Raw genomic sequence first — 26481 nt, 5'->3', positions numbered from 1 at the left:
TAATGTAATTATAGTTACAAACAAAAGCGCTACTCATATGAGTAGCGCTTTTTCATATTTATTTAGCTTCCCCGTCTTCAGTCGTTTTTACCTTCGTTTTATTTTTATCACGATGGTTATAGTTATACTTCGAACGATCTACTGGAGTAAAGCCTTCTGGTGTGTAGAATCGTAATAAGTCACCATTTACGACTTGGTCAGAGTATTTTAGTGATTTTTGAACCATTTGTTCATTTTGTTTTATTTCATCTGTTAATTCTACAGGTTTTCCAGTTGTTGTATCATAATATTTTCCGTTCAATGCCGTAACTGTTGGGCTTACATAATTACCGTTACGGAATGGAACAACTTGTTTATGATCTGGTGATAATAAATCTGAACCGAATTGAACATAATTTTTCGTATCTGTACCTAGTAAGTGTAATAACGTAGGAAGAACGTCAATTTCACCGCCATATTGATGTTGTACGCCACCTTTCACTCCTGGTACACGAACGATTAATGGTACACGTTGTAACTGTGCATTTTCAAATGAGTTCATTTCTTTACCCATTACTTGTGACATTGCTGCATTATGGTTATCTGAAATACCGTAATGGTCACCGTACATAACGATAATCGAGTTATCATATAAGCCAGATTGTTTCAAGTAATCAATGAACCCTTTTACAGACTCATCTAAATATCGTGCTGTTTGGAAATACGTATCTACTGATGAATCACCTGTAGTCGCTGGTTCAATTGTTGCTTCCGCTTTATCAATAGGATAAGGAAAATGGTTTGATAACGTAATGAACTTCGTATAGAACGGTTGTTTTAACGTTTGTAATAATGGAATTGATTCATTAAAGAACGGTTTATCTTTTAAGCCATAGTTTACTACGTCTTTTTCGTTCATATCATAGTATGACGCATCAAAGAATTTATTAAAACCAAATGATTTATAAATATCGTCGCGGTTCCAGAATGTTTTATAGTTACCGTGGAATACCGCTGATGTGTATCCTTGTTGTCCTAAAATAGCTGGTGCTGATTGATACGTGTTATGAGCCTTATTTGTAAAAACAGATCCTTGTGGTAATCCGTACATTGAGTTTTCTAACATGAACTCCGCATCAGATGTTTTACCTTGTCCTGTTTGATGGAAGAAGTTATCAAAGTATAACGTATTCGCATCTTTTGTAAATGAATTTAGAAATGGTGTAACTTCTTGGCCATTTAATTTATAATCGATTAAAAAGTTTTGGAATGACTCTAAATGAATATAAATTACGTTCATTCCTTTTCCTTTACCGAAGTATTCAGGATTTGGACTTGCATATGTTGATGCAAGATAATTTCTAACTTCTGTCATATTATCTCCATCAGCTAACGCTCGTTCTGTTGATGCTTTCGCACTTTGAATACCATCATAAATCGTATAGTTGTATGCCCCTAAATATTTCACAATATAATTACGGTCAAATGTTCTTGTCAATAATTCAGGACGATCAGATTCTGCAAGCCCTAGGTTCACACTGAATAATAAAATACCTGCTACAAATACTAGTGATAGTTTATGTTTCGCAACACGAATAGGTTTTGGGTTTGCAAATTTTGTTGCGACTAAAACAATTAAAATGATTGTATCTAAGAAATATAGTGGATCATATAAGTGTAGTAACGCGAAAATACTACCACCTAAATCACCAAAGTTATTCGTTTGTGTTAATGTCGGGAACGTAATAAAATCACTGAAAAAGCGATAATATACTACGTTTGCGTATAAAAGTATCGACAATAACAAATTAATAATAATTACCCAAATATAAGATCGTTTCCCTTTTGCAAATAATGCAAGTCCTAAAAATAGAACTGCTGAACTAAGCGGGTTAAAAAACAGCAAGAATTTTTGGATTGTGTTTGAAATTCCTAAATTAAATTCCGTTACATAGGCTGTATATGTTTTGAGCCATAATAAAATAACGGCAAACAGAAAGAATCCAAAATGATTACTTAACACACTTTTGCTCTTTAATAAAAACTGTTTCATCTCTCCACCTCTTTTAATCATCCAAGGCTTATTTTTTATAAGTCCGTCTCTGTATTTAATTTTCTTCTTCAAATAGATTTTATTTGTTTAACTACATGAAGAATATTAGTAATTATAAATTGAAGCTTTTATTTATTCAACTATTTCTTTTTAAACATTGTGACCTTGGTTTCTATTTAACAAAATACATTTGTAACATTTCCTGTTTTCTCCCAAGTTCCATCCACTACTTATGACTCCACATACTATAAACCTTTATTCACTACTTCGCAAACTAATCTATCTCCATTTTTGGTACATTTTTCACATAACAAAAAAGTGTAGTTTGACCTTATTACTCAAACTACACTTCTCCTGTTACAATTAACTCCTTCAATCCTATACACATTAAATCTCATCTATGTGCCAAAAAACTATGCAATCATAACATTACAACTTCTTACCACCGTTAATATTATATTTGAATAATTATTCATTTAATACCTTAGTCTTCATCTCTTTTCAACAAAACCCCCGCTCTAACAAAGAGCAGGGGTTTTCATCATATATTATTGACCTTTATACATTGCATCTACTTGTTTTTGAAGTTCTTCATTTTCTAAGTACTCATCGTAAGTTGCCTCTTTATCGATTACACCGTTTGGTGTTACTTCGATAATGCGGTTTGCAATTGTTTGTACGAACTGATGGTCATGAGATGTGAATAACATTGTACCTTTGAATGCAATTAAACCGTTGTTTAATGCAGTGATAGACTCAAGATCTAAATGGTTCGTCGGATCGTCAAGTGTGATTACGTTCGCACCACTTAACATCATTTTAGATAACATACAACGAACTTTTTCGCCTCCAGATAATACAGAAACGTTCTTCTTAACTTCTTCACCTGAGAATAACATACGGCCTAAGAAACCACGTAAGAAGCTCTCTGACTCATCTTGTGGAGAGAATTGGCGTAACCAATCAACTAAGTTGAAGTCACTGTTCTCAAAGTATTTAGAGTTATCTCTTGGGAAATACGATTGAGATGTTGTAACACCCCATTTGAATGAACCGCTATCTGGCTCCATTTCACCCATAAGGATTTTAAATAATGTTGTCATCGCAATATCGTTACGACCGATAAATGCAACTTTATCACCTTTATTTAAAGTGAAGTACACATTATCTAACACTTTTTCGCCATCAATTGTTTTAGAAAGTCCTTCAACAGTTAATAAGTCATTTCCTATTTCACGCTCAGGTGTGAAACCAACGAATGGATAACGACGTGATGATGGTCTAATATCATCTAATGTAATTTTATCTAATAATTTTTTACGAGAAGTGGCTTGTTTCGCTTTAGATGCGTTTGAGCTAAAGCGTGCAATGAAGTTTTGTAACTCTTTTACTTTCTCTTCTTTTTTCTTATTAGCATCTTGTGTTAATTTTAAAGCTAATTGGCTTGACTCATACCAGAAGTCATAGTTACCAACATAAAGTTGAATTTTACCGAAATCAAGATCAGCCATGTGCGTACAAACTTTATTTAAGAAGTGACGGTCATGGGATACAACGATTACTGTATTTTCAAAGTTCATTAAGAAGTTCTCTAACCATTGAATCGCTTTTAAGTCCAAGTGGTTGGTAGGCTCATCTAGTAATAGAATGTCAGGTTTACCGAATAAAGCTTGAGCAAGTAATACTTTTACTTTCTCTGCCCCAGTTAATTCTGACAATTTCTTATCATGAAGATCTTCACCAATACCAAGTCCTTTTAGTAAGATTGCAGCTTCTGACTCAGCTTCCCAACCGTTAAGCTCAGCGAACTCACCTTCAAGTTCAGCAGCACGCATACCATCTTCATCACTAAAGTCTTCTTTCATGTAAATAGCATTTTTCTCTTGCATTACTTTATAAAGTTGCGTGTGACCCATAATTACTGTTTCTAATACTGGGAACTCTTCATATTCGAAGTGGTTCTGTTTTAATACTGCTAGACGCTCACCTGGCGTAATATGTATGTCACCTGTTGATGGTTCGATTTCTCCAGATAAAATCTTTAGAAACGTTGATTTACCAGCACCGTTTGCTCCAATTAAACCGTAGCAATTACCTGGCGTGAATTTTATGTTAACATCTTCAAACAATTTGCGATCCGCGAAACGCAAACTAACGTTACTTACTGTAATCATTTGTGTCCTCCTACTAATACCGCTTATTTCAGCGTTTTCTCACCGATTGTCTTAAAAAATCGCATATTACGACTCAATTATTGTAGACTATAGCTATTATATAGTAGAAGCTGGATGAATAGCAACGGTTGATTACCTTTCTACAATGAAATCGGATAGTTTTTATCGATTCTCACTCTGTAATACATTGGATTAATTTCCTATTTTTAATTTTTATATACAGAAAAAACTGTAGGGAAAACATTCCCTACAGTTTTTTCTTATTTCGTATTTATAATTCTCTCTTTATAACTCTTCAATTTACTCGTTAACCCTATTAAAGCAGGTAACAATATCGGCATCACGATTAAAGCTAATAGTAATAGTGCAACGCCAACAACTGATGCTACTTGTATAAGTGTCAATACACCTGATGGAATTAATGCGGCAAATGTCCCGCCTAAAATTAGCGCCGCTGATAATACAACTCCTCCTATATGACGAGATGCAGTTACAATTTTCGTTACCGAATCCCCTTCTATCTCGTTATAGCGCATCATTACGAAAATACTATAATCCACTCCTAAAGCGACAATCATAATGAAGCTAAAGAATGGAACATTCCAGCTTAATGAATCTACATGTAATACATGTGCACTAATTTGTTCGCTTATACCAAGTGATGCAAAGTACGCTAATAGTAATGAGCCAATAATAAATATTGTGTTTAGTAATGAGCGTGTAATTACGATTAATACAATCGCAATTCCAATCAACATAATCGTAGCTGTACGCAAGAAATCTTGCCCGGTTACTTCTTTTAAATCAACATTTCTAGCTGTTGTCCCGCCGATCGCTTTTTTCGCCGTTTTTAATTCAGTACCATTTAGCGTACCATCTATCGTTTTATTAATTTCTTGAATGATTGGCATCGCTTCTTTTGAATACGGATTTACGTCTAAAATGATTGTCATTTTAGCAGTCTTTCTATCATGTGACATGTACGTATTCAATGCTTTTTGGAAATCTTCTCCCGCTAACACTTCTTTAGGAATATAAAATTTCTCAGAGCTTTTTGACTCATTAAGCTCGCCTAAATATTTCTGAGCATCCCCTAGGCCGTTACTTACTTTTCCAAGCCCTTCTGTACTTTTAGATAAGCCGTATTGTAATTGCCCCATCTTTTCTTGCAGGTCTTTCAATCCAGTTAAAATCTGCCCTTGCCCATCATTTATTTTTGTTAAGCCGGATTGTAGCTCAGATGATTTGTTTGCAATTTGTTTTGAACCTGTAGCTCCTTCGTTTAATCCAGTTTTTAGTCCGGCAGCTCCTTTTTGTAACTTGGTAACGCCATTATTCATTTCTTTTATGCCGTTATCTACTTTTAGTAATGATTGATTCGCTTCTTTAAATGAATTCACCGCAGCTTTATGTTGCACTGCTAATTGATTTAATTCTTTTGAAAGTCCACTTAATTGCTTTTGAGCTTCCTTGGCAATTCCTATCGTTTGCTGTACATTAGGATCATTTGCTACTTCTGGTTTCGTTTGAATGAAATTAGTCATTAACACTTCAATTTGTTCATATCCTTTTTTCGCACCGTCAATCGCTTGAGAAATACTTCCGAAGTATTGATCGTAAGAACTTAAACCCTTTTCTAACTGTGCATAACCAGCATGAAGCTGTGACGTTGCACCCGATAGGACATTTACATTTTCATTTACTGAAGTTAACCCACTCTCAATTTGCTGCGCTCCTTGTGCACCTTCGTTTATGCCATTGGATAATTGATTTAAAGCTGTTCCTAATGCTGATACTCCATTTTTCGCTTCGTTCGTTCCATCAATTAACTTTTGAACATTTGCAAGACTATTTGAGTCATTACTACCCATTTTATCTTTCGCATCCGTTAAGCCATCATTAATTTCCTTTATGCCACCATTGGCATCGCCTAAACCAGTATTTAGTTCTCCCGCTTGTTTATTTAAATATAATTCTTTTATCTTATCACCAGTTGGACGCGTCGGTGCATATACTTCTGAAACACCTTTAACTTTCGAAATTTTATCAGTTAATTCATCTAAAGTTTGTAGAGACGTTCCTTCATCTAATTTTTTGTTAGATTGAATCACTAACGTACTTGGTGAAGAAAATCCTGGTGGAAAATGTTCTTCTATCACATTAATACCCATTTTTGATTCATACTTATTATCCACTTCAAACAAATCATTGTAATTCAGTGTATTAGAGTATTTTAATACGAAAGGAATCGATATCACGAATACGATGATTAAAGCAACAAATGGTCTTGCTACTGAATTTTTAGCAAAGAATCCCCATAAACGGCTATCCTCATGACCTTTAAATGTTTTAACTGGATAAAACATTCCTTTTCCTAAAAGCACCATAAAAAATGGATTTAAAGTGGTTATTACGAGTAGTAATACTAAAACACCAATTGCTACCGCTGAAGTAGATTGATATAATTTAAAACTCGCTAAAGCAAGTGATGCAAAACCAATTAGCACCGCTATCCCGCTATATAAAACGGTTTTACCTGCCGATTTAAATGTTTCTTTCGTGGCCAAAAATGCATTTTCTTGTTTACTTAATTCTTCTTTAAACCTCGTATATAATAAAATGTTGTAATCTGTTCCTACTCCAAACAGTACGACAACTACAAACACTTGCGTAAAGTTAGAAAACGGAAAATTAAATTGATCTACAAGATGAGCAATAATACCCATTGAAACTAAATACGATATACCAACTGTAAGAAGAGAAACAATTGGAACAATTGGTGAACGGAATACAATGATTAATACTATAAGAATGAAAATGATTGAAATAACTTCAGTCTTTTTCACTCCCTCTTGAGAGGATGTAAGAAAATCACCCGCTATTAAGTCACTTCCTGTTAAGTACGTTTTTACTCCTTTCGTTTGCAATTTTTTATGAAGATTATTTGCAACTTTTGATATTTCACCATGCTTTTTATCTATTGATATTTGCGTTAAAATAGTCGTATTATCTTTAGAAACTAATTGTTTCTCCAATTCTTTATTATCTAAATGTGAAACAACTTCCTTAATTCCTAATTGCTCTTTTTCATTTTGCAAAGCGTTGATTGTTTTTGTTATTTCCTCTTTTTGCTCAGTAGTTAAAGCTGTTTTATTGCCACTATTAAATACGGCGATAACTTCGTATTTTTCAACTCCTTCTTTATCCATTTCTTTGATCATCTTGTCAGCAATACTGCTTTGTTCTGTATTAGGGATTGTAATTTTCCCTTTTTCCTTCACTAGTTTATCCATATTAGGCATCGTTACGAACATCGTAATAGTAATAACGATCCATAATAGAAAAGATAAACTTCTCCAACTTTTTAGCTTGCTCATTTGAATCATCTCCCGTTTTTAGCTTTTCATGTTAAGTTCAGAATGAACGTTCATTCCTATCCTTTTAAAACTATCATTACGGAATGAACGTTCATTCCTATCACTCTATTAAATTATTTTTAAAACCCTTTTAAATTACCTTTCACGGAATGAATATTCATTCTCTTAGTACTACAAATATATCATCCCCTATTTCATTTTTAAAATCCATTTCGGAATGAATGTTCATTCCTATCCTTATAAAGCTATAGAATCAAATGATTCTAATAGCATTCCAAGAGCTTTCTTCCAATTCTTTTACTAATTCTTTTGAGTATTCTAATTGCCCCGTCGCCATTACTTTAGTTAATTTTTCTAGCGGTTGGTATACAATGATAATTAATGCAACTGGAGGCAATGGACGGAGAAACCCTTTTGCGATTCCATCTTCTATAATATTCATAAAGAAGCCTATAAAATCGTCAAATATTTTCTTACTCTGTTCATCAAGAAAATAACTATCACAGTGAGAATTTGTAAAAAGAAAAGCATCCACATTGTTTCTCGCAAATTCAAATAAACGGTTGTACGTATGACTAAACTGTTCACGAATATTTGCTTCAACAGGAAAATCTGTTTTTATCATTTCAGATAGTTGCAACATACTTTTTGAAAATAATGAGTTAACGAGTGCCTCTTTATTTTCAAAATAGCGATAAATCGTGCCAGCGCCGACATTGGCTTTTTCAGCGATCATCGGAATTGTCGTACCATCGTAACCACGCTCTGCGAATAGTTGTATAGCTGCTTCAAAAATGTCTTCTTGTTTATTTTTAGCCATTTTTCTCACCTCAATTTTCAGGAATGAAAATTCATTCCGTTTTTAATTATAAATTACATGGATTAAAAGTCAAGTGCGCTACACAGTTCCGTTATGTTTTTTAATTCCATATCTGTCAGTGACATTATATCAGCAATTTCCAGAATATATCAGCGCAACTCACATTTTATCAGCGATTTTCAAGATATATCGACTTAACGATAAGAAACAACAAAATAAGGGTGAACTGTACCAAAACTTTATTTCGTACAGTTCACTATCAAATATACAATTAAAAGAAATCATAAATAAACGCTTCACGCACCGGGACTACATTTTCAAATGTTCGTATCTCCTCTTCGCTTCCACTAATTAATTCAAGCTTCCTTAGCTCTAACGGACGTTTGTAGCCAAGCATTATTGTAGATAGCGCATTAATGTCCAGCTTTAATCCTTTATCTATTGTTTCTTCTTTCATAATTGTTATTTCATGATTTGCAAGTCTCACTGTTATGTTATTCCACTGAGCAAATGAATCTGTAATATGTAAGATCACTTCTTGCTGTACATTGTTCCAGCTCAACTCATATTGTTTTAAGAACTGCTCTACATCTACAATTCTTCCCATAAAATATGGTTTTATTTCTGTCTTCACGCGTGGCTCTTGAAATGTATATAACAACGGTTCGTTTTCACTTACTGTCATTTCAAGTTCTTTAATCATAGAATCATGCTGGCAAATAAAGTTCCACAGACCATTTCGTGCTTCATTATGCAGTGGTACAAATTCTTCTACTGTCATTTTATAGTTTTCTATTTTATATAACATGTAACCAGCTGCCGTTTTATTTTCATCATAGTAAATCGCTAATGCTAAATCATCATAAACCACTTGTAACCACCAGTTCTTCTCTCGAACTAACATACCTGAAAAACGTTCTGCAAAGATTTCATATAGCTTCTCGACTTCTTCTGGATGATTTTCTTTATTGAAACGTTTCACGGTGCCATTTACTTGTTTTTTCATAACTAAATCGCTCTTAGTCATATGACATACGAGAAGATTCGCACAAAGTTCCCAGCCGTATTTACGGTAAAATGAAACAGAAAATGGATGTAACATCGATACTGTATATCCATCTTTTTTCATCGTTTGAAGAGAATGCTGAAGTAGCTCTTTTACATACCCACTTCTTCTATACTCAGGATACGTCGCTACCCCTGCAACGCCGCCCATTTTAAATGTTTCTTTTCCTATGTATATATGAAATGGAATAAGATGTAGTTTTGCTGCTAAGTCTTCCCCTTCCATAATGCCGTATATTTCATGACTTTCTTTCATTCGAGTGATTTGCTGCTGCAATCGTTCCTCATTTACTTTATATTGAAAAGCGTATTCTGATAAACGTAATGCTTCTCTAAATTTATCTTCTTGTAATTGTATGACATTCATATAATTCTCCTCCATTCCCTGATTGAATTGTATCATAATTCTTACTATTTTAGTTCGGTAAGTGAAATTACACAGGCGTTTCAACAAAAAATATCGATTTTACAACAACCTAACATAAAAAAGCAGATACATAATGTATCTGCTTCTCATCACCTTATTTTGCTAACTTTTGAAGTTCTTCAAAGAATGTAGGGTATGATACGCCTACTGCTTCTGCATCTTCAATTGTTGTTTTTCCCTCTGCTAGACAGCCAGCAATCGCAAGCATCATTCCGATGCGGTGATCACCGTAACTATTTACTGTACTGCCTTTTAGAGCTGATTTTCCGTATATAATCATGCCATCATCAGTTGCTTCTATGCGAGCTCCTAGTTTCGTTAACTCCGCAACGACTGTATCAATACGGTTCGTTTCTTTTACTTTTAACTCGTGTGCATCTTTAATAACTGTAATACCTTCTGCTTGAGTTGCCGCTAAAGCGATAACTGGAATTTCATCGATTAGTCTTGGAATAATATCCCCACCAATTTCAATTCCTTTTAATGAAGATGTTTCAATCGTAATGTTTGCAGCTGGTTCTGATGCCCCTTCGTTAATCGGCTCTACAGTAAATGTAGCACCCATTGTCTCTAAAACATCAATAATACCTGTACGAGTTGGATTCATTCCTACATTTTGTAATACTAGTTTACTATTTGGAATAATTGCTCCCGCTACTAAGAAAAATGCTGCTGATGATACGTCACCTGGTACTTGAACGTCTGTCGCTGTTAACTTCTGTCCACCTGCAAGTTTCACTGTTTTTCCCTCACGAGTTACGTTAACACCGAATGCTTCAAGCATTCTTTCCGTGTGATCACGCGAAATATGTGGTTCTGTAACAGCTGTTACACCTTCTGCCCGAAGACCTGCAAGTAAAATAGCTGACTTTACTTGTGCACTTGCAACAGGAGAAATATACTCAATTGCTTTTAAATCTCCGCCACGTATTGTGAGCGGCGTAAACGTTCCTTCTTCTCGGCCATCAATTTTTGCGCCCATTTGTTTTAATGGATTTGTAACACGTTTCATCGGTCTTTTTGCGATAGACGCATCACCTTGTACGCAAGAGAAAAATGGTGTATTTGCTAATATTCCTGACATTAATCGTATCGTTGTACCAGAATTACCAACATCTAATACAGCTTTCGGTTCTTGTAAGCCTTCAATTCCTTTTCCGACTACAGTTACTTCATCACCATTTTGCGTGATTTCTACTCCCATTTCCTTAAAGCACGAAATCGTACTTAAACAGTCTGCACCGGGCAAGAAGCCTTTAATTGTCGTTTTTCCTTCTGCAATTGCGCCGAACATAACAGCACGATGTGAAATGGACTTATCACCTGGAATTGTAATGTTACCGTTCAATCCGCTATTTATAGGTTGTATCGTTCTTTCTTTCACGTTTTCACCTTCTCATTTAAATTGTTTCATAAGTTTGGTATTCTTCTTCTCCAAGCGCTAGTTTCGCTTTCATACGATCTTCTTCTCTTTGGAAGCTAATGCGTAATACGCCAAGCAATCCTTCTCGCGCTTCTAATATTTGCAAGTTCGTAATACTAATTTCTTCACGCGCCAAAATACTCGTAATATGAGCCAATGCCCCTACTTTATCTAAAACATCGACGTATAAGTCGTGATAGGCAGGAATTGCCCCTCTTTTTCGTACTGGTAAAGAATCACGGTATTCTTTCGCATCTGCAAAATAGTTTTGAATCTCGCCTGCATCTCCAGTAGAAACAGTATCATATAATTCTTCCATTTCAGAGATCCACTCTTTTAATAATACCATTAAATGCTCACGATTTTGCTTTACAATATCACTCCACATTTTCGGGCTACTAGATGCAATGCGTGTAATGTCTTTAAATCCGCCAGCAGCTAGTTGATGAATGAGCGGATTATCTCCTGCATGTTTCTCCACTTGCTTGACTAACCCTGCTGCGATAAGATGCGGAAAATGACTAACGATCCCTGTTACATAATCATGCTCTTCTGTATTTAAAACGAGAAAATGAGACCCCGTTCCCTTTAACCAACCTTTTAGTTCTTCCACTTGTTCATTTGGCACATGGTTCATCGGTGTTAAAATGTAAAATGCATTTTCAAATAAATGTGCTTTTGCACTTTCAACCCCAGTTTTATGAGAACCTGCCATCGGATGTCCACCAATGAAAGAAATTTCCTTTGAAAATAAAGCTTCCGCTTCGTTCATAATTGTTCCTTTTGTACTACCAACATCGGTCACTATCACATCTTCTCGTAAACGAAATGACGCTAATTTGTGTAATAACTTCTTCGTTTCTTCAACTGGAGAAGCAAAAACAATTAAATGTGCCTCTTCACATGCACGCTGTAAATCTACTGCTACTTCATCTACTACGTGTAATTCTTTCGCACGCTCTACTTGCTCTTGAAATATGTCATAACCTGTTATCGTTACATCGTGCTCTTTCTTAATTGCTAATGCGAGAGAACCTCCTATTAAGCCTGTTCCAATTAATACTACCTTTTTACACATTTGCCTCATCTCGAGACTTATTTTTCTTATTTTCAAAGTGTTGTTTTAACACTGAAATCACTCCTTCATTTTGCTCCCTTGTGCCGACTGTAATACGGACACCATTCGGGAACGGACGAATAATAAACCCTGCGTATGCACAAGCTTCATAAATCTCTCCACCATTCTCTACCGGTAAGAAGATGAAGTTTGTTTGTGACGGATAAAATGGAATTTCGTTTTCCTTACAAAAACTTTCGTATTGTTGTATTCCCTCTGTATTAACACGTACAATTTCTTCAATAAACGCTTCATCGTTAAAAGCAATCGTTGCTGCTTTTTGCGCTAATGAAGATACGTTAAATGGCAAACGTACGACATTTAATTTCTCGATTAACTCTTCCTGTCCAATCGCATAACCAACGCGGAAAGATGCTAATCCGTACGCTTTAGAAAACGTTCTAAGTACAAGAATGTTGTTATGTTTTTCTAGAAGCGGTAATGTCTCAGGGAAATCTTTTGCTGTTACGTATTCATAGTACGCTTCATCAATGACAATTAACGTATTTTCACTAATGCTTTCAATGAACTGAGTCAATTTTTGCTCATTCACATATGTGCCTGTAGGGTTGTTCGGATTACAAAGCCAAATGATTTTCGTATTGTTATCAACTGCTGACGAAATTTCATCTAAGTCGTATACACCGTTATTTAAAGCAACTTCTTTCACTTCACAACCTTCAATAATTGCATGATGACGGTACTGTGGGAATGTTGCACCTGCCGTTACGATGTTATCTCCAGCTCGAAGTACGGCGCGACTTATTATTTGAATGACCTCATCTAAACCACTACCGCAAAGTATTTGTTCCATTTGAACTTGTAATTTCTCTGCAATTGTTTGACGGAGCGTTGTAGCACCTCCGTCAGGATATAAAGCATGTTCTAACCACGATTTTTGCAACTCTTCTAACACTCGTGGCGAACAACCGAATGGATTTTCATTTGATGCTAATTTCACAAACAAATGATCTCCGTACACTTCTTTCATTTGTTCTGGTGATTTACCTGGTTTATATGGTTGTAATGATGATAGTTGATCTTTTACTTGCATGTTAAACCCACCTTTTTTAAAATTCTTTTGCGTATTTGTTATGTTCTGTAATGTTTTGCTTTAATAATTCCATACGATCTTTTCCGAATTGTTCGACTAGTGCATCTGCAAGTTCCCATGCCACAACAGATTCAGCTACTACACCTGCTGCTGGTACTGCGCAACTATCAGATCTTTCAATACTCGCTTGGAATGCTTCTTTCGTATCAATATCAACGCTTGCTAACGGTTTGTATAATGTAGGAATCGGCTTCATAACACCTCTTACAACAATCGGCATTCCCGTTGTCATACCACCTTCTAAACCGCCGGCATTATTCGTTTTTCTCGTGTATCCTTTTTCTTCATCCCAAAGGATTTCATCGTGCACTTTACTTCCTGGCTGTCTTGCCGCTTCAAAACCAACACCAATTTCAGCACCTTTAAATGCATTAATACTCATAATAGCACCAGCGAGTTTTGCATCTAATTTACGATCGTAATGAACGTAACTACCAACACCAATTGGCATACCTTCTGCAATGACTTCGACAATACCACCGATTGAATCTCCACTACTTTTTGCATTATCGATCGCATCCATCATCTCTTGTTCTACTTCTTTATCTAAACATCGAACAGGTGAATTTTCAGTTATCGTTTGAATCTCTTCAATTGATAAGTTGGAAATATGCTTCGCTTGCACCCCACCAATTCCAAGCACATGCCCTGCAATTTCCACACCTAACTCTTTCAAAATTTGTTTCGCAACTGCTCCAGCAGCTACACGAACTGTCGTTTCTCTTGCAGATGAGCGCTCTAATACGTTTCTTATATCACGATGACCGTATTTAATAGCTCCGTTTAAATCTGCATGTCCTGGACGTGGTTTTGTAATTGTGCGTTTCATTTCTTTACTTTCTTGCTCTGAAATCGGGTCTGCACCCATTATTTTCGTCCAATGTTTGAAATCATCATTTTTTACGATTAACGTAATCGGTGAGCCAAGTGTCATCCCGTGACGAACACCACTTACAATTTCAACTGTATCTGTTTCAATTTGCATGCGTCTTCCGCGCCCATGTCCTTTTTGTCTTCTTAATAATTCCTTATTAATATGTTCCGCTGTTAATGTTAAACCTGCCGGTACACCTTCTAAAATAACTGTTAACTGCGGACCATGTGATTCTCCAGCTGTAATGTATCTCATTTCTCTTGCCCCTTTACTATTTTTTTGTACAAAAAAGTCCCTACTGAGCGCTCAGTAGGGACGATGTTTATCGCGGTACCACCCTAGTTGTAGACAACTATCGTCTACCTCTCTTCTTCTTTAACGATCGTTTGACCGTCCTCCCCTCCAAAAGTTGTCGGGAAAGATGCTCCAAGGCTGTAATTCATGCTTATCTTTGTACTGATTCACACCGACCATCAGCTCTCTTTAACAGTGAGATAAGCACTACTGTTTCCTCTTCAGCGCATATATGATATGGAATTAAGATAATTTATTTTTGAAACCTTTTAACTCATCCATGAATCTATGGAATTCTGGAATGTCCATTTGTTGTGCAGAATCTGATAATGCAACTGCTGGATCTGGATGAACTTCAGCCATTACTGCATCAGCTCCAATAGCAAGTGCCGCTTTCGCTGTTGGTAATAATAAATCTCTACGTCCAGTTGAATGTGTTACGTCAACGATAACTGGTAAATGTGTTTCTTTCTTTAAAATCGGTACTGCAGAAATGTCTAATGTGTTACGTGTTGCTCTTTCGTATGTGCGGATACCGCGCTCACAAAGAATAATTTGGTCATTACCTTGCGCGATAATGTATTCTGCTGCATTAATGAACTCATCAATTGTTGCTGCTAATCCACGTTTTAGTAATACTGGCTTATTAACTTTACCTACAGCTCGTAGTAAATCGAAGTTTTGCATGTTACGTGCGCCAACTTGAATTACATCTACGTATTCTAATGCCATTTCAACATCGTTCGGATTTAAAATTTCACTAATAATCGCTAAGTCGAACTCATCTGCTACTTGGCGTAAAATTTGTAACCCTTCTACTCCTAAACCTTGGAAATCATATGGAGATGTTCTCGGTTTGAAAGCACCACCGCGCATTAATTTTAAGCCTTGGTCTTTCATAGCTTGCCCTACTTGGCGAACTTGCTCTAAGCTTTCTACTGCACAAGGCCCCATGATGAACGTTTGTGTTCCGTCCCCAATCAATTCACCTTTTACATTAACGATTGTATTTTCTTGTTTCTTTTTACGTGATACTAATAACGCCTTACGGTTATCATCTTCTTGTAATTCCAAGCTAGCTTTGAAGATTGTTTTGAAAATATGTTGAACTGTTGACGTTTCGAATGGTCCTTCGTTATGCTCTGCGATCATATCAAGTACTTCACGCTCACGTACTGGATCAAAGCGTTTCGTACCTTGTACTTGCTTTTGCTCCCCGATTTTTTGAACGATTTCACCACGTTTGTTTAAAAGGTGTAATAGTTGTAAGTTAATTTCATCTACCTGTTTACGTAATTGATCTAATTCATGATTTGCCATTTGAAAATCCTCCTCTAATGTTTTAAAAGTATAGTAAGAGAATGAAAAATTCTCTATTTTCTGAACTGGTTAATTATACAAATTTAAAGTGGAATCGATACCTCTTCTTATCTTAAACTAATAATTACCACAAAGACACTATCTACTAGCTGAAAACCACTTTTTTTGTACAAAAAAGCCCTACTGATCCAATCAGTAGGGACGATATTTATCGCGGTACCACCCTAGTTGTAGACTTCTTTCGTCTACCTCTCTTCCTTGTTAACGATCAATGTGACCGTCTTTCCCTTCATAAAGACAATACTATCTTTACTACGAAAAAGATGCTCCAGGACTGTAATTCGCTCTTGTTTTTGTACTGGTTCGCACCAACCACCAGCTCTCTGTTACAGGGAAACAACAACTACTGCTTTTCCTTTCAATGCATGACTATTTTATTTTCAAGTTGGACCACTAAAATACAAAAAGTCCCTACTGAATAAATCAGTAGGGACGATATTTATCGCGGTACCACCCTAGTTGTAGACTAACTTTCCGTCTACCTCTCTTCACTGTTAACGATCAATTGACCGCTCTTTCTTCATAAAGACAATCCTATCTTTACTACGAAAAAGATGCTCCAAGACTGTAATTCATGATTATCCCTGTACTGGTTCACACCAACCACCAGCTCTCTGTTACAGTAAGACTAACCACTACTGTGATCTCTTCATTGCACTTTGTTTATTCAAATGTTTTTGAAATTGAATAAGTATGATTCGTATTATAGAACGCTTTTCAAAACACTGTCAATATGTTTTTTATATATTTTTTAAAATTCCACTTTCGTCCTATATTTCTTCTTGTAAATTCCCCATTACAATTCCGATGCGAATCATCTCATTTTCTATTAAGTTTAATACGTGTTTTTCTATTCCAAACTGGGCTAATCGTTTTTTTATTTGTATGATTTCATTTTCAAGAAAATCAGCTTCCTGACGTGTTTGCAGTAAAGTGAAAAACACATTTGCATACATTTCTTTATACGCTTTCATACTCTCTTTCTTTTCAAGCATTTCAATAAATAACTGTTTCATTTCCTCTCCTGCACATTCTCCATTTACATCTATAAATGTACGCGACATAATACGTAATCCTTTTTCTAAAATCTCATCCATGTATAAAATAATACGTAAAATCATTACATATTCTCTCGTTGTTATCTCACCCATTTTTGGTCGTTCTCGTAAAAATATACTGAGCCAAGCTGTCCAAAATTTTTGTTGTTCTTTTACACTTAATGTTTTAACGTAATAGCATAAATGTTGCATAAATTTAATTTTATTCTCTTCATTTTCTCGTATAAGCAACGGATATAGCCAATCTGTTTTTTGTTCCCAATACAACACACATTTTATAAATACAAAACTAAGCCACTTCAAGAAAGCTTCCCTCGTATGCGGGTGTAAAACTTCTAAATGCTCTACTGCATACTTAATAAACCTCTTCATTTCAGTAAATAAAGGTAAATTTATTTGCGTATAACATAGACCTGCCCAAGCATATTTCGTAATCTCATTTTCTTTCTTTAATTCTAAGTAAGGTAACAAATATTTTCGGCACCATTGTTTCTCAATATGATATAAAAATGTAATATCTGCTATTAAACGCGCAAACATAAAGTTTGTCCGTTCAGAACTTATTCTTACTTGTTCTTCAAATAAAAATAAATATTCATACACATTGCGATCGTATAAATGATCATATGATAACAGTTTTAATAATACAGCTGTCATTTTGCCAACAGGATGCTGAATCGACTCATTATAAAAGTCTTGTTTTCCAATCTTAAAATCTGTATCGCTTTTCATAACTTGAGGAAATACCGAAAAAGCAAAACGTTTTACAAACCGTATACTATTCTCCTCTAACTCTTCTAATCGATTACTAATCTCATATAGAAAACTACTAATTAACCAATGAAACGCAGTGTTTCTAACAAATTTCTGTAACAGCGGAATAATTTTTTGGATTTGCCCATTTGTCAGTCTCCGGTTATTTCGCCACTCTCTAATACAAACAAACCACACTTCGTTACTTATTTCATGCATGCCTACTAATTGGTACGCAAATGAAATACTCCACTCTGTATTCAATTTACATGCCTTTGATAACATCTCTAAAAAATGACGTTGTTCAAAAACACCGTCATTCGAAAATTGCCGAATTTGGTTCATGATTTCATCGTCTTTCAGCTGCAGTAATCCATCGGCAGTTACATTACAAGTAATACTTTGTTCGATAGCCTTTTTTTTAGGTACACTGTATCGATCAGAATGAAAATGCGGATGTTTCTGTTTCATTAGCTCGTATCCTTGTGCTGTTGATGGACTATTTGAATCACAAGTGAATAATAAATCTAAAACTAAACAAACATCAAATGCCCTCTCCTCTGCAAGGTGCTTCATTACAGTTTGAATGACTTCTTCCTTTGTTTTTTCTAAAGAATGTACGTAATGATTTTTTAAAAGTTGAAACACCTCATGTTTATATGTGACATCTAAAAGAAGCCCTCCCTGTAACAACCATTTCATTTTATCATCTACGCTAACAAATAAATTTTTATTCATCGCATCAATTGCAATTCGCTTTTGAAGCAAACTATTTGCTTCTATCATTTCTGTAATATAATAATTCGCTTTTTTCTCATTGTTTTCACATAAATAGATTAGACACTCTTTTACAATTTGAATTAAAAACGCAAGGTCATTTTGATGAAACTCTTTCTCTACATTTTCCTTATTTCTTTTTTTCAGTGCCGTTTGTCTTAATGACAACATTCGCATCTTCTCTAATCCCATCATCAAAATGGGAACTGCGTAATAAGAAATATGCGGTCTCATCTTCTCATTCCAAATTTGCTCCACATGAGAAAATGTAGACACCGGTAACCGACTCGATTCCTCAAGTTCAATGGATTCTTGTGTATCATTTCCTAACTTTCTTTCACGCTTCAACTTAAGTTTTCCATCCAAAATAAACGTTAGTAACAATAAAGCAATTTCTTTATGCTCAGGAAAAGAACACTTTTGCAGTAAGTAAGAGATTTTTTCTATAGATTTACTATCTTTTTCAGCTGTTTCTAATAAAAGGAGTGTCCATCTTGCAAACAACAACGGGTCCATCTTGATCTTCGTTTCGTTTAAATAGCTGCAAATTGTTCTCCATAATAACGGGGATATTTTAGAATGATTTTTAAAAATCAATTGAAATAATTCTTTCTGATGACTAAAAAGAAATTGTTCCACCAACCATTCTGCAAGCAATTCATCTACTTCATCATAGGTTGACGTAAGCAAAAATAAATTTCGTAATTTCCCCTCTGCTTCAAGCCATTCCACCCATTCATAATCTCGGGCAAATTCAACAAAATATCGAACAGTTTCAATTTTTTTAATGGACTGTTTTATGTAGGATAATTGTTCCTGCTCTACTGATGGTGGCACTGTTACAATGTCACGAATACGCATTCTTTTTGTAATATAATTATCCCCCATTAATTCCGCCCAGCGTTTTACCGCTTTGACGAGGGACTGATGATTATTTGATTTATTCGGATACACAATCGGCCTTATCCCTAAATGTTCCCAGTGATACGTATTTTCTCCTTGTGCGACAAATGCATAGCGCCTTGTACTTGGTGGTAAACCAGTTGCTAAATATTTCATTACTGGGTCATTATGGCTATACCCAACGAATAAAACGGTGTAATTGGAGAATAAATCAACTAAAAATCTTCTCGCCCATCCTTCCGTTAAGTAAGCCCTTCCAAAATCACCATCTGTTAAAATTAATGCTTCCTTTTCTTGTTCTATATTTCCATGTATGTAAGCGAGCCCTTTAAACGCTCTACCTGTAGGTAAAGCAGGTGCATAATAAACGTTTAATTCTCTATTCATTTCGTTCATCGCAGTTGTAAAATGTCGATCAAAATTCGTCGTTACAATGCGAACTTCTGTATCTAAAGGAAACAACCTCGGAATTGCAAAATGAAGCGGATTTGGTTTTGACGTTTCTATATGAACTAGATCTTTTGCAACTTGATGTACATCTTTTGTTTTCGCAATTTTACCAAGATAATAATCATGAGGTTCTGTTATTTCACGCTTTTCGACATATAAAGTTTTTGCAATTTCATCAACTAAATCATCAAAATTCGGTAAGTTTGATTTCCCTTTCATAGAAACTCCCGCTCCAACAAACAATACTAACTTTCCTTGTTCAAGATGATCGATTAACTCATCTGGAATTTCTACTTCTGAAGTAATCCACATTTGGATTCACCCCTTACCTAAAAATGTCATATACTCTCATTTTACTATAACATTTTTTTGTTGTTTTTTTAATATTTAGACATAAATTCGAACATGAAAAAGTTTTATTTAAATATATTAGTTACAATGTATGAACTCCTGAATTTATTGCAAAACTATGTATAAATCGGAGGTGTAACTATTGAATGGTTTTACTGTAGTACTTATCAAATTCATATCGTGCATTATCGCATTTAGTATCGGACTAGCTTTATTTTTCCCTGCAACGTTCGTCCAAATTATTTCATTCAGTCTTTTTGTGACAATCGTATCTTATATGTTCGTTGATAAAATTATTTTAAATCGCATTGGCAATACTGGTGCCATTATGACAGATTTCTTATTAGCGTATTTAAGCGTTTGGATTTTCGGTAATATTTTATTAGACAACTACATGCAAATTGCATGGGGAAGTATCCTTTCAGCGATTGTCTTCACATTATCAGAAGTAATTGTACATCGCTTCTCTAACTCACACACAAGACATCACAACGATAATATTCATATTAATCGTCGATTTGCATATGGTACGGAGTTTGCTGAAGAACAGAATGTATTGGATAAAGATAAGAAGAAGTAACATTTTGATGAAGGAGCTCCCTTTTTAATCATGCGGGCTCCTTTTTCTGTACTATCATTTCGGTACATGAAATTATATAGACTTACCAACAATATTTGATATGTTATCTTCAAATAAAAAACTGCCTCTTATTTAGAGGCAGCCACTTTCAAATCTTTTAACGTCACAACATCAGCAAACGCTCCAAACACTACGTTATGATGTTTCACAATATCTTCAGCACGTAACACATCTGTATCAAATGTACTATGTGCATCACTTACTAACGTTACTTTATACCCTTCACTACATGCTCTGCGCGTTGTCGTATCCACACAGTACTCTGTTTGCATGCCTGAAATAATAACATGTTCAATTCCTTTTTCTTGTAACACTTCGTTTAAGTTTGTTTTATGGAATGAATCTGGCGTCGTCTTTTCAACGATACTATCACCCTCTTTTGGTGCAATTGCCGCATGCACCTCCCAGCCATCTGTCCCTTTTTCTAACGGGTGATCTTTTGGCCCGTTATGTTGGACATACATAACCGGAATATCATTGGAGCGACATTCCTCAATGAGTTCTTGCAATGTTTCTAAAAACTTTTCCCCATTATGTACTGGTATTCCTGCTGTATACATACCTGCTTGTACATCAATTACTATTAATGCTTTTTTCATTTCGCTCATCCCCTTTGTTTTTATAGGCCATTGGATATTCACTATAGTTGTTTATATTCCATCATCCAACAATCTTCCAATTTCCCCTCATGCAGTTCATGTTTCTTTAAAATCTTCACTTTTTTAAATCCGCATTTTTCATAACACTTTATCGCACGTTCATTATTTACTTTTGGATCCATTGCGATTGCTTCCGCCCCCACGTTCTCTACAATATATGTAATCGCTGCTTGAACGAGTTTTGTTCCGATTCCCTTTCCCCAAAAGGTCGGTTCTCCGATAAATTGATCCATCCCCCATACATTTTGCGATTCTTCATATCCATATAACGCTTTCCATTCAGAATCAACTTGGTACATTTGAATGTATCCGATCGGCACTTCATCAAATTCTATTAAACATCTTTTTTCATGGCTGTTTGGATTATATATAAAATGAGTAAGCACCATTTCTACAGATTGCGGATTATCGCGTCCTTCGTAATACTGCAAGACTTCTGGGTCTGTTAACCATTTAGACATGATAGGTGCGTCATCTTCTATTACGTACCTAACCAATAAATCTCCTTTTTGAAAAAGCATGTGACACCTCTATTGTTCCTGTATATTTTTCTTTACTATTACATCTTTACTTGCACCTACTAGTGCATATGGTAGTAATGTTATCGCAAAAAATATTGTAAATACATTCAATTGCGAGATTTTATATGGTGTGAACCATTCCGTGAAAAATTGAGAATGTAAAACTCTATTAAAAAACTCTCCGCCCAGTCTAAAGTTTGGTTTCCATTCAGTAACATCACAAATAATAAAAATGAATTGTACAATTAAAAATGCCCCTAAATACCGAAACCAAATTCAATTCCACATCGGCTGCACTTTATTTAATGTATCTTCCATCTAGCTCTCACCTTTTTTATTTCTATCATATTGATTATACACTTTCCTCACTTTATTTGTTAAAATTTTCTATACAATCAAAGATGTTGGGGGAAATATATGATGTCTAATCCTATACAAAAATCAACTTTAATTATCCTTCGGGGAAACTCCGCAAGTGGCAAAACAACAATCGCAAAGGAACTGCAAGAACATTTCGGGCAAGGTACACTATTAGTCTCACAAGATGTCGTGCGTAGAGATATGCTAAAAGTACACGACACAATGGGTAACTTATCTCATGATTTACTATTTGAAATTACAAAGTATGGAAAAGGAAAATGTGAATTTGTTATTTTAGAAGGTATTTTAAACAGTCGTAGATACGGTAATATGCTGAAAGAATTAATACACCACTTTGATGGAAACGCGTATACATACTACTTCGATTTATCATTAGAGGAAACGATTAGACGCCATAATACAAGAGAAAAACGAATTGAGTTTGGAGAGGATTTATTACGAAAATGGTACAATCCTCACGATACAATTGTAGTGAATAGGGAGACTGTTTTTACAGATGCTTTTACGCAAAAAGATATATTTCATACGATTCTTAATGATGTTGCGATACGAAAATAAGACCGACAGAATATGTCAGTCTTATTTTCGTTATGTACTTTATATTTCGGTTTTTATAATTGAACAATCTTTACATAAATAAAAATATATATTCATTTCCCCGAACTGGAAATCAACTACTGAAATAAGTTTCCGTTCCTTAATATCTTGTGTAATTGTAGCAACATACTTCATTTCTTTAGAGCAAGTTGGACATGCAAAATCCTCTGGAAGATCTTCATATAATGGTGCCCCTAATAATCTACAAACATATTCTGAACCGAACAAGTCAAAAGCTTCCCAGTAACTATCCTCATCAGTAGGTATATCTTCATTTTTCATATTTATAAGCTTTACAGTTGTTTTTGGTAATGAAACTGGAAGCTTATCTTCCTCTTCCATTACCCATTCTTCTGTATTTTCTTGCCGTATAATTTGAACTGTTTTACCTCCATTACTTAATTGGAAATATTGTGGCTCTCACACCATTGCACAATTCAAGCATGAAACTAATGGTAAAATATTTAGTTCTCCACTTTTAAGTTCAGCAAGCCGCTCATCATTCAAATCAAAACAAATGATTTGGTGCATCTTCTCACCACATAACTTACATACTGGTAAATGACAATCTTGATCGCCGAAATAATGATTATACAAATCTTTCCCTTCAATTACTCTATACCCTTTCTTTTCATTGCAATATGCGCCATATAATTCCGTTGTCATATTCCATCCTCGCTTTATATAAATGTGATCCACCATATTATATTAATTAACACTAAAAAGCATCGTCTTCCTGCATAGTTTCTATAATAAATCCTTTTAAATTTCTCTCTATTTCTTCCATTTCCGCATCTTCGTGATACCAAATATATATTTCATCACAAACTATTCCGTTATGTATTTTAAAGCACAATTTACCCCCTGAACCATCTATATTAACCCTTCGTTGCCATCATACTGTTCTTGTCAATTTCTCAATGAATCACACTAACTCAAAAAATAAAAGCCAGCCTCAATAAAGAGAACTGACTTCTATCTAGATAACTATATATATTATAGAATTTTCACTTTAACGGTTTGTCTTCCCCAATTCATAGCTTTACTTTTTGACCCCATTAAAACATCAATGCGATTACCTTTAATTGCACTTCCGGTATCTCCAGCGATAGCTTCTCCATAACCTTCTACCCATACTTTAGATCCTAAAGGAATTACTTTCGGATCAACTGCAATAATTCTCATATTCGGATTAATCGTTAAATCATGCCCCATCGCAGTTAAAACGCGTCCACCATATGTACCATTTTCACTTGGATCAGCAGTATATGCTGTCGCTACTACCGTTAATTCACGTTTAGCAGACTGTGTGTTATTTTTAGATACTTCTTTAGCCTTTGCTATTTCTTGTGCTTTCGCTTCTTCCTTAACTTTTTCTACCTCTTTTACTTTTGCTTCTTCCTTAGCCTTTGCTATTTCTTGCGCTTTTGCTTCTTCCTTAGCCTTTGCTATTTCTTGTGCTTTTGCTTCTTCTTTAGCCCTTGCTATTTCTTGCGCTTTCGCTTCTTCCTTAGCCCTTGCTATTTCTTGTACTTTCGCTTCTTCCTTAGCCCTTGCTATTTCTTGTACTTTCGCTTCTTCCTTAGCCCTTGCTATTTCTTGTGCTTTCGCTTCTTCTTTAACTTTTTCTACCTCTTTTACTTTTGCTTCTTCTTTAGGCTTCGCTATTTCTTGTACTTTTGTTTCTTCTTTAGGCTTCGCTATTTCTTGTACTTTTGTTTCTTCTTTAGGCTTCGCTATTTCTTGCACTTTTGTTTCTTCTTTAGGCTTCGCTATTTCTTGCACTTTCTTTTCTTCCTTACCTTTTGCTATTTCTTGTACTTTTACTTCTTCCAGCACTTTTGTTGTTTCTTTCGTTTTTGCTATTTCCTGTATTTTTGCTACTTTCTGCGTTTGGGCTTCTTCCTTAGCTTTTACCGCTTTTTGTACTTTCGCTACTTGCTTCGTTTTCTCTCCAGCTTTCTTTTCACTTGGTGCTGTACTTGATAGGAAAGAAACATTTGCATAAGCTGTTTTTCCTTTATACTCAAATTGTAGCCATCCGTCTTTTGCTTGATGCGTTGATTCAATTACATCATCTTTTTTCAGTCTACCAAGAATTTCTGATTCTGTGTTTGCTTCAGAGCGTACATTTAACAAGTTTGCTGTTACATGATAAATATCTTTTGTAAACTCCGAACTTACAAACAATTCTTTACCATTTAAATCAATTTTTGACCATCCTTCTTCGGTATTTATTACTTTTAACTTTTGTCCTTCTTTTACTTTTTCGATAACTTTTGATTCCGTAGTTGGCTTTTCACGTACGTTGAGTACATCCGCTGTTACGATCGTTTCTGCGATAGCAGATGTAGTAAAAGCCCCCAATCCAAAAACTGTTGCTGTTGCTGCGCCAATTATTTTTTTCATATTAGCCTCCATTGCTTTTTTTGGGTTTTATGAAATGCTCCCATAAAATTAGGTAATTTCACGGAATATCAAAACATTTGCAACGATATATTTATACCGCCTAATATACCGTTATTAAAACCCTTTACTCCAATAGTATCAAATTCTCATTTTTAATTCTATAAATTATCAATCTCTTTATCTTATATAAACGTTTCTAATCCTTTTTCTTTTTACTAAATAGTCGTTGCAATTCCTGCCAGAAATAAACTTACAATTGCTAAAAATGAAGTACCGACTATAGCCCCTCTTAAATGGAACATGTAATCTTTATATCCCTTCATCCCATCCGTACAAGGAATAACAACAAACCTCGGAGTAATCCAGCAAAAAATAAGCCAATCAATTATAATTAAATCTACTAAATTGAAGATCATTAAAATGCCTAAAGTATGTAAATAAGCTTCAATATACAATAATTTTTCTTGTTGATGTAGTATATATGTAGAAACGAAAGGAGTACCGAAAAGAATTATATTGTATGCAATATTAAAGTAAATCGTTTGCTTTTTTTCATGAATTGATTTCGGAAGAACTACCTTTTGAATATCTTTCGGATAATCATTTAATGATAGACGAGGATTATAATATACAGACCCCAATATCATTACGGAAAGTACAATAGACATAATGACACCAACGTACATCATTTGCTCAAATTGACTCATAAGCCTCATTCACCCTTTTCTGTAATTCCTATGTAAGTCATTCACTTAATTACACATTGTATGTACGGACACAACTAAAAATTAAAAATTATCTTTTTTGCCAAATCAAATTCCTTGTAATATAAATACAGTTTTTATACAGTGAAAGCCTAATTAGTACAGATAGGATTGGTGGAAC

18 protein-coding genes, 2 pseudogenes and 3 other annotated features are annotated in these 26481 nt (G+C 34.9%); of the genes and pseudogenes, 2 read left to right on the top strand and 18 right to left on the bottom strand.

Features of this window, described 5'->3' with window-relative positions; all coding sequences use genetic code 11:
• Positions 1-58: 58 nt before the first annotated feature.
• The 11 genes from ltaS to JDS81_RS07805 all read right to left on the bottom strand — a co-directional run bounded on the left by ltaS (position 59) and on the right by JDS81_RS07805 (position 20350).
• Positions 59-2032 carry a lipoteichoic acid synthase gene (ltaS, locus tag JDS81_RS07855; RefSeq protein ID WP_000808783.1) on the bottom strand — a complete coding sequence of 658 codons (1974 nt, stop codon included), beginning with the start codon at positions 2030-2032 and terminating at the stop codon, positions 59-61.
• A gap of 548 nt (positions 2033-2580) precedes the next feature.
• Positions 2581-4206 carry an ABC-F family ATP-binding cassette domain-containing protein gene (locus tag JDS81_RS07850; protein ID WP_000633859.1) on the bottom strand — a complete coding sequence of 542 codons (1626 nt, stop codon included), beginning with the start codon at positions 4204-4206 and terminating at the stop codon, positions 2581-2583.
• 260 nt (positions 4207-4466) lie between these two features.
• Positions 4467-7583 carry an MMPL family transporter gene (locus JDS81_RS07845; protein ID WP_142316358.1) on the bottom strand — a complete coding sequence of 1039 codons (3117 nt, stop codon included), beginning with the start codon at positions 7581-7583 and terminating at the stop codon, positions 4467-4469.
• A gap of 253 nt (positions 7584-7836) precedes the next feature.
• Positions 7837-8403: a TetR/AcrR family transcriptional regulator gene (locus JDS81_RS07840; RefSeq protein WP_001107311.1), complete on the bottom strand. Its 567-nt coding sequence runs from the start codon at positions 8401-8403 to the stop codon at positions 7837-7839.
• 271 nt (positions 8404-8674) lie between these two features.
• Positions 8675-9835: a GNAT family N-acetyltransferase gene (locus JDS81_RS07835; RefSeq protein WP_142316359.1), complete on the bottom strand. Its 1161-nt coding sequence runs from the start codon at positions 9833-9835 to the stop codon at positions 8675-8677.
• A 154-nt stretch (positions 9836-9989) separates the two neighbouring features.
• Positions 9990-11279, bottom strand: coding sequence for a 3-phosphoshikimate 1-carboxyvinyltransferase (gene aroA, locus JDS81_RS07830; RefSeq protein WP_000664599.1), 1290 nt, complete (start codon positions 11277-11279; stop codon positions 9990-9992).
• 16 nt (positions 11280-11295) lie between these two features.
• Positions 11296-12396, bottom strand: a complete 1101-nt coding sequence (gene tyrA / locus JDS81_RS07825; protein WP_000335164.1) for a prephenate dehydrogenase — start codon at positions 12394-12396, stop codon at positions 11296-11298.
• Complete coding sequence (gene hisC, locus JDS81_RS07820; RefSeq protein WP_097955085.1) at positions 12389-13489, bottom strand: histidinol-phosphate transaminase; 1101 nt, start codon at positions 13487-13489, stop codon at positions 12389-12391. The genes tyrA and hisC overlap by 8 nt, the downstream gene beginning before the upstream one ends.
• 16 nt (positions 13490-13505) lie before the next feature.
• Entirely contained in the window at positions 13506-14678 is a 1173-nt protein-coding gene (gene aroC / locus JDS81_RS07815; protein WP_097955086.1) for a chorismate synthase, read from the bottom strand.
• 53 nt (positions 14679-14731) lie between these two features.
• Positions 14732-14951 (bottom strand) — a binding site (T-box leader).
• 9 nt (positions 14952-14960) lie between these two features.
• A complete protein-coding gene (locus JDS81_RS07810) occupies positions 14961-16037 on the bottom strand; it encodes a bifunctional 3-deoxy-7-phosphoheptulonate synthase/chorismate mutase (RefSeq protein WP_001273577.1) in 1077 nt (358 codons plus the stop codon).
• Positions 16038-16231: 194 nt separating this feature from the next.
• Positions 16232-16468 (bottom strand) — a binding site (T-box leader).
• A gap of 54 nt (positions 16469-16522) precedes the next feature.
• Positions 16523-16759, bottom strand: a binding site (T-box leader).
• A gap of 108 nt (positions 16760-16867) precedes the next feature.
• Complete coding sequence (locus tag JDS81_RS07805; RefSeq protein WP_097955088.1) at positions 16868-20350, bottom strand: DUF4020 domain-containing protein; 3483 nt, start codon at positions 20348-20350, stop codon at positions 16868-16870.
• A gap of 181 nt (positions 20351-20531) precedes the next feature.
• Here JDS81_RS07805 and JDS81_RS07800 point away from each other — a divergent pair, with 181 nt between their 5' ends.
• Positions 20532-20969 (top strand): YndM family protein, encoded by a 438-nt coding sequence (locus tag JDS81_RS07800; protein ID WP_001013100.1) that lies wholly within the window; start codon positions 20532-20534, stop codon positions 20967-20969.
• A gap of 128 nt (positions 20970-21097) precedes the next feature.
• On the opposite strand, the gene JDS81_RS07795 is transcribed toward JDS81_RS07800, so the two are convergent.
• Genes JDS81_RS07795 through JDS81_RS07785 form a run of 3 tightly spaced genes read right to left on the bottom strand, consistent with a single transcriptional unit; the run spans position 21098 to position 22485 of the window.
• Positions 21098-21628: a cysteine hydrolase family protein gene (locus JDS81_RS07795; protein WP_000709518.1), complete on the bottom strand. Its 531-nt coding sequence runs from the start codon at positions 21626-21628 to the stop codon at positions 21098-21100.
• A gap of 41 nt (positions 21629-21669) precedes the next feature.
• Positions 21670-22209, bottom strand: a complete 540-nt coding sequence (locus JDS81_RS07790; protein ID WP_097955089.1) for a GNAT family N-acetyltransferase — start codon at positions 22207-22209, stop codon at positions 21670-21672.
• 9 nt (positions 22210-22218) lie between these two features.
• Positions 22219-22485: a YfzA family protein gene (locus tag JDS81_RS07785; protein WP_225988035.1), complete on the bottom strand. Its 267-nt coding sequence runs from the start codon at positions 22483-22485 to the stop codon at positions 22219-22221.
• 141 nt (positions 22486-22626) lie between these two features.
• On the opposite strand from JDS81_RS07785, the gene JDS81_RS07780 reads away from it, so the two are divergent.
• Positions 22627-23148 (top strand): kinase, encoded by a 522-nt coding sequence (locus JDS81_RS07780; RefSeq protein WP_142312506.1) that lies wholly within the window; start codon positions 22627-22629, stop codon positions 23146-23148.
• A 39-nt stretch (positions 23149-23187) separates the two neighbouring features.
• Here JDS81_RS07780 and JDS81_RS07775 read toward each other — a convergent pair.
• The 4 genes and pseudogenes from JDS81_RS07775 to JDS81_RS07760 all read right to left on the bottom strand — a co-directional run bounded on the left by JDS81_RS07775 (position 23188) and on the right by JDS81_RS07760 (position 26303).
• Positions 23188-23853, bottom strand: a pseudogene (locus JDS81_RS07775) (hypothetical protein).
• A gap of 52 nt (positions 23854-23905) precedes the next feature.
• Positions 23906-24061: pseudogene (locus tag JDS81_RS07770) on the bottom strand (SMI1/KNR4 family protein); the annotation flags it as partial.
• A gap of 122 nt (positions 24062-24183) precedes the next feature.
• Positions 24184-25596, bottom strand: coding sequence for a cell wall-binding protein EntB (entB, locus tag JDS81_RS07765; RefSeq protein WP_199688502.1), 1413 nt, complete (start codon positions 25594-25596; stop codon positions 24184-24186).
• Positions 25597-25811: 215 nt separating this feature from the next.
• Positions 25812-26303 carry a hypothetical protein gene (locus JDS81_RS07760; protein WP_000077243.1) on the bottom strand — a complete coding sequence of 164 codons (492 nt, stop codon included), beginning with the start codon at positions 26301-26303 and terminating at the stop codon, positions 25812-25814.
• Positions 26304-26481 lie beyond the last annotated feature (178 nt).

Origin of the sequence: Bacillus cereus group sp. N31 (assembly GCF_016483245.1) — a bacterium.
Classification (GTDB): Bacteria; Bacillota; Bacilli; order Bacillales; family Bacillaceae_G; genus Bacillus_A; species Bacillus_A toyonensis.
This window is presented reverse-complemented; position numbering and strand designations above follow the sequence as displayed.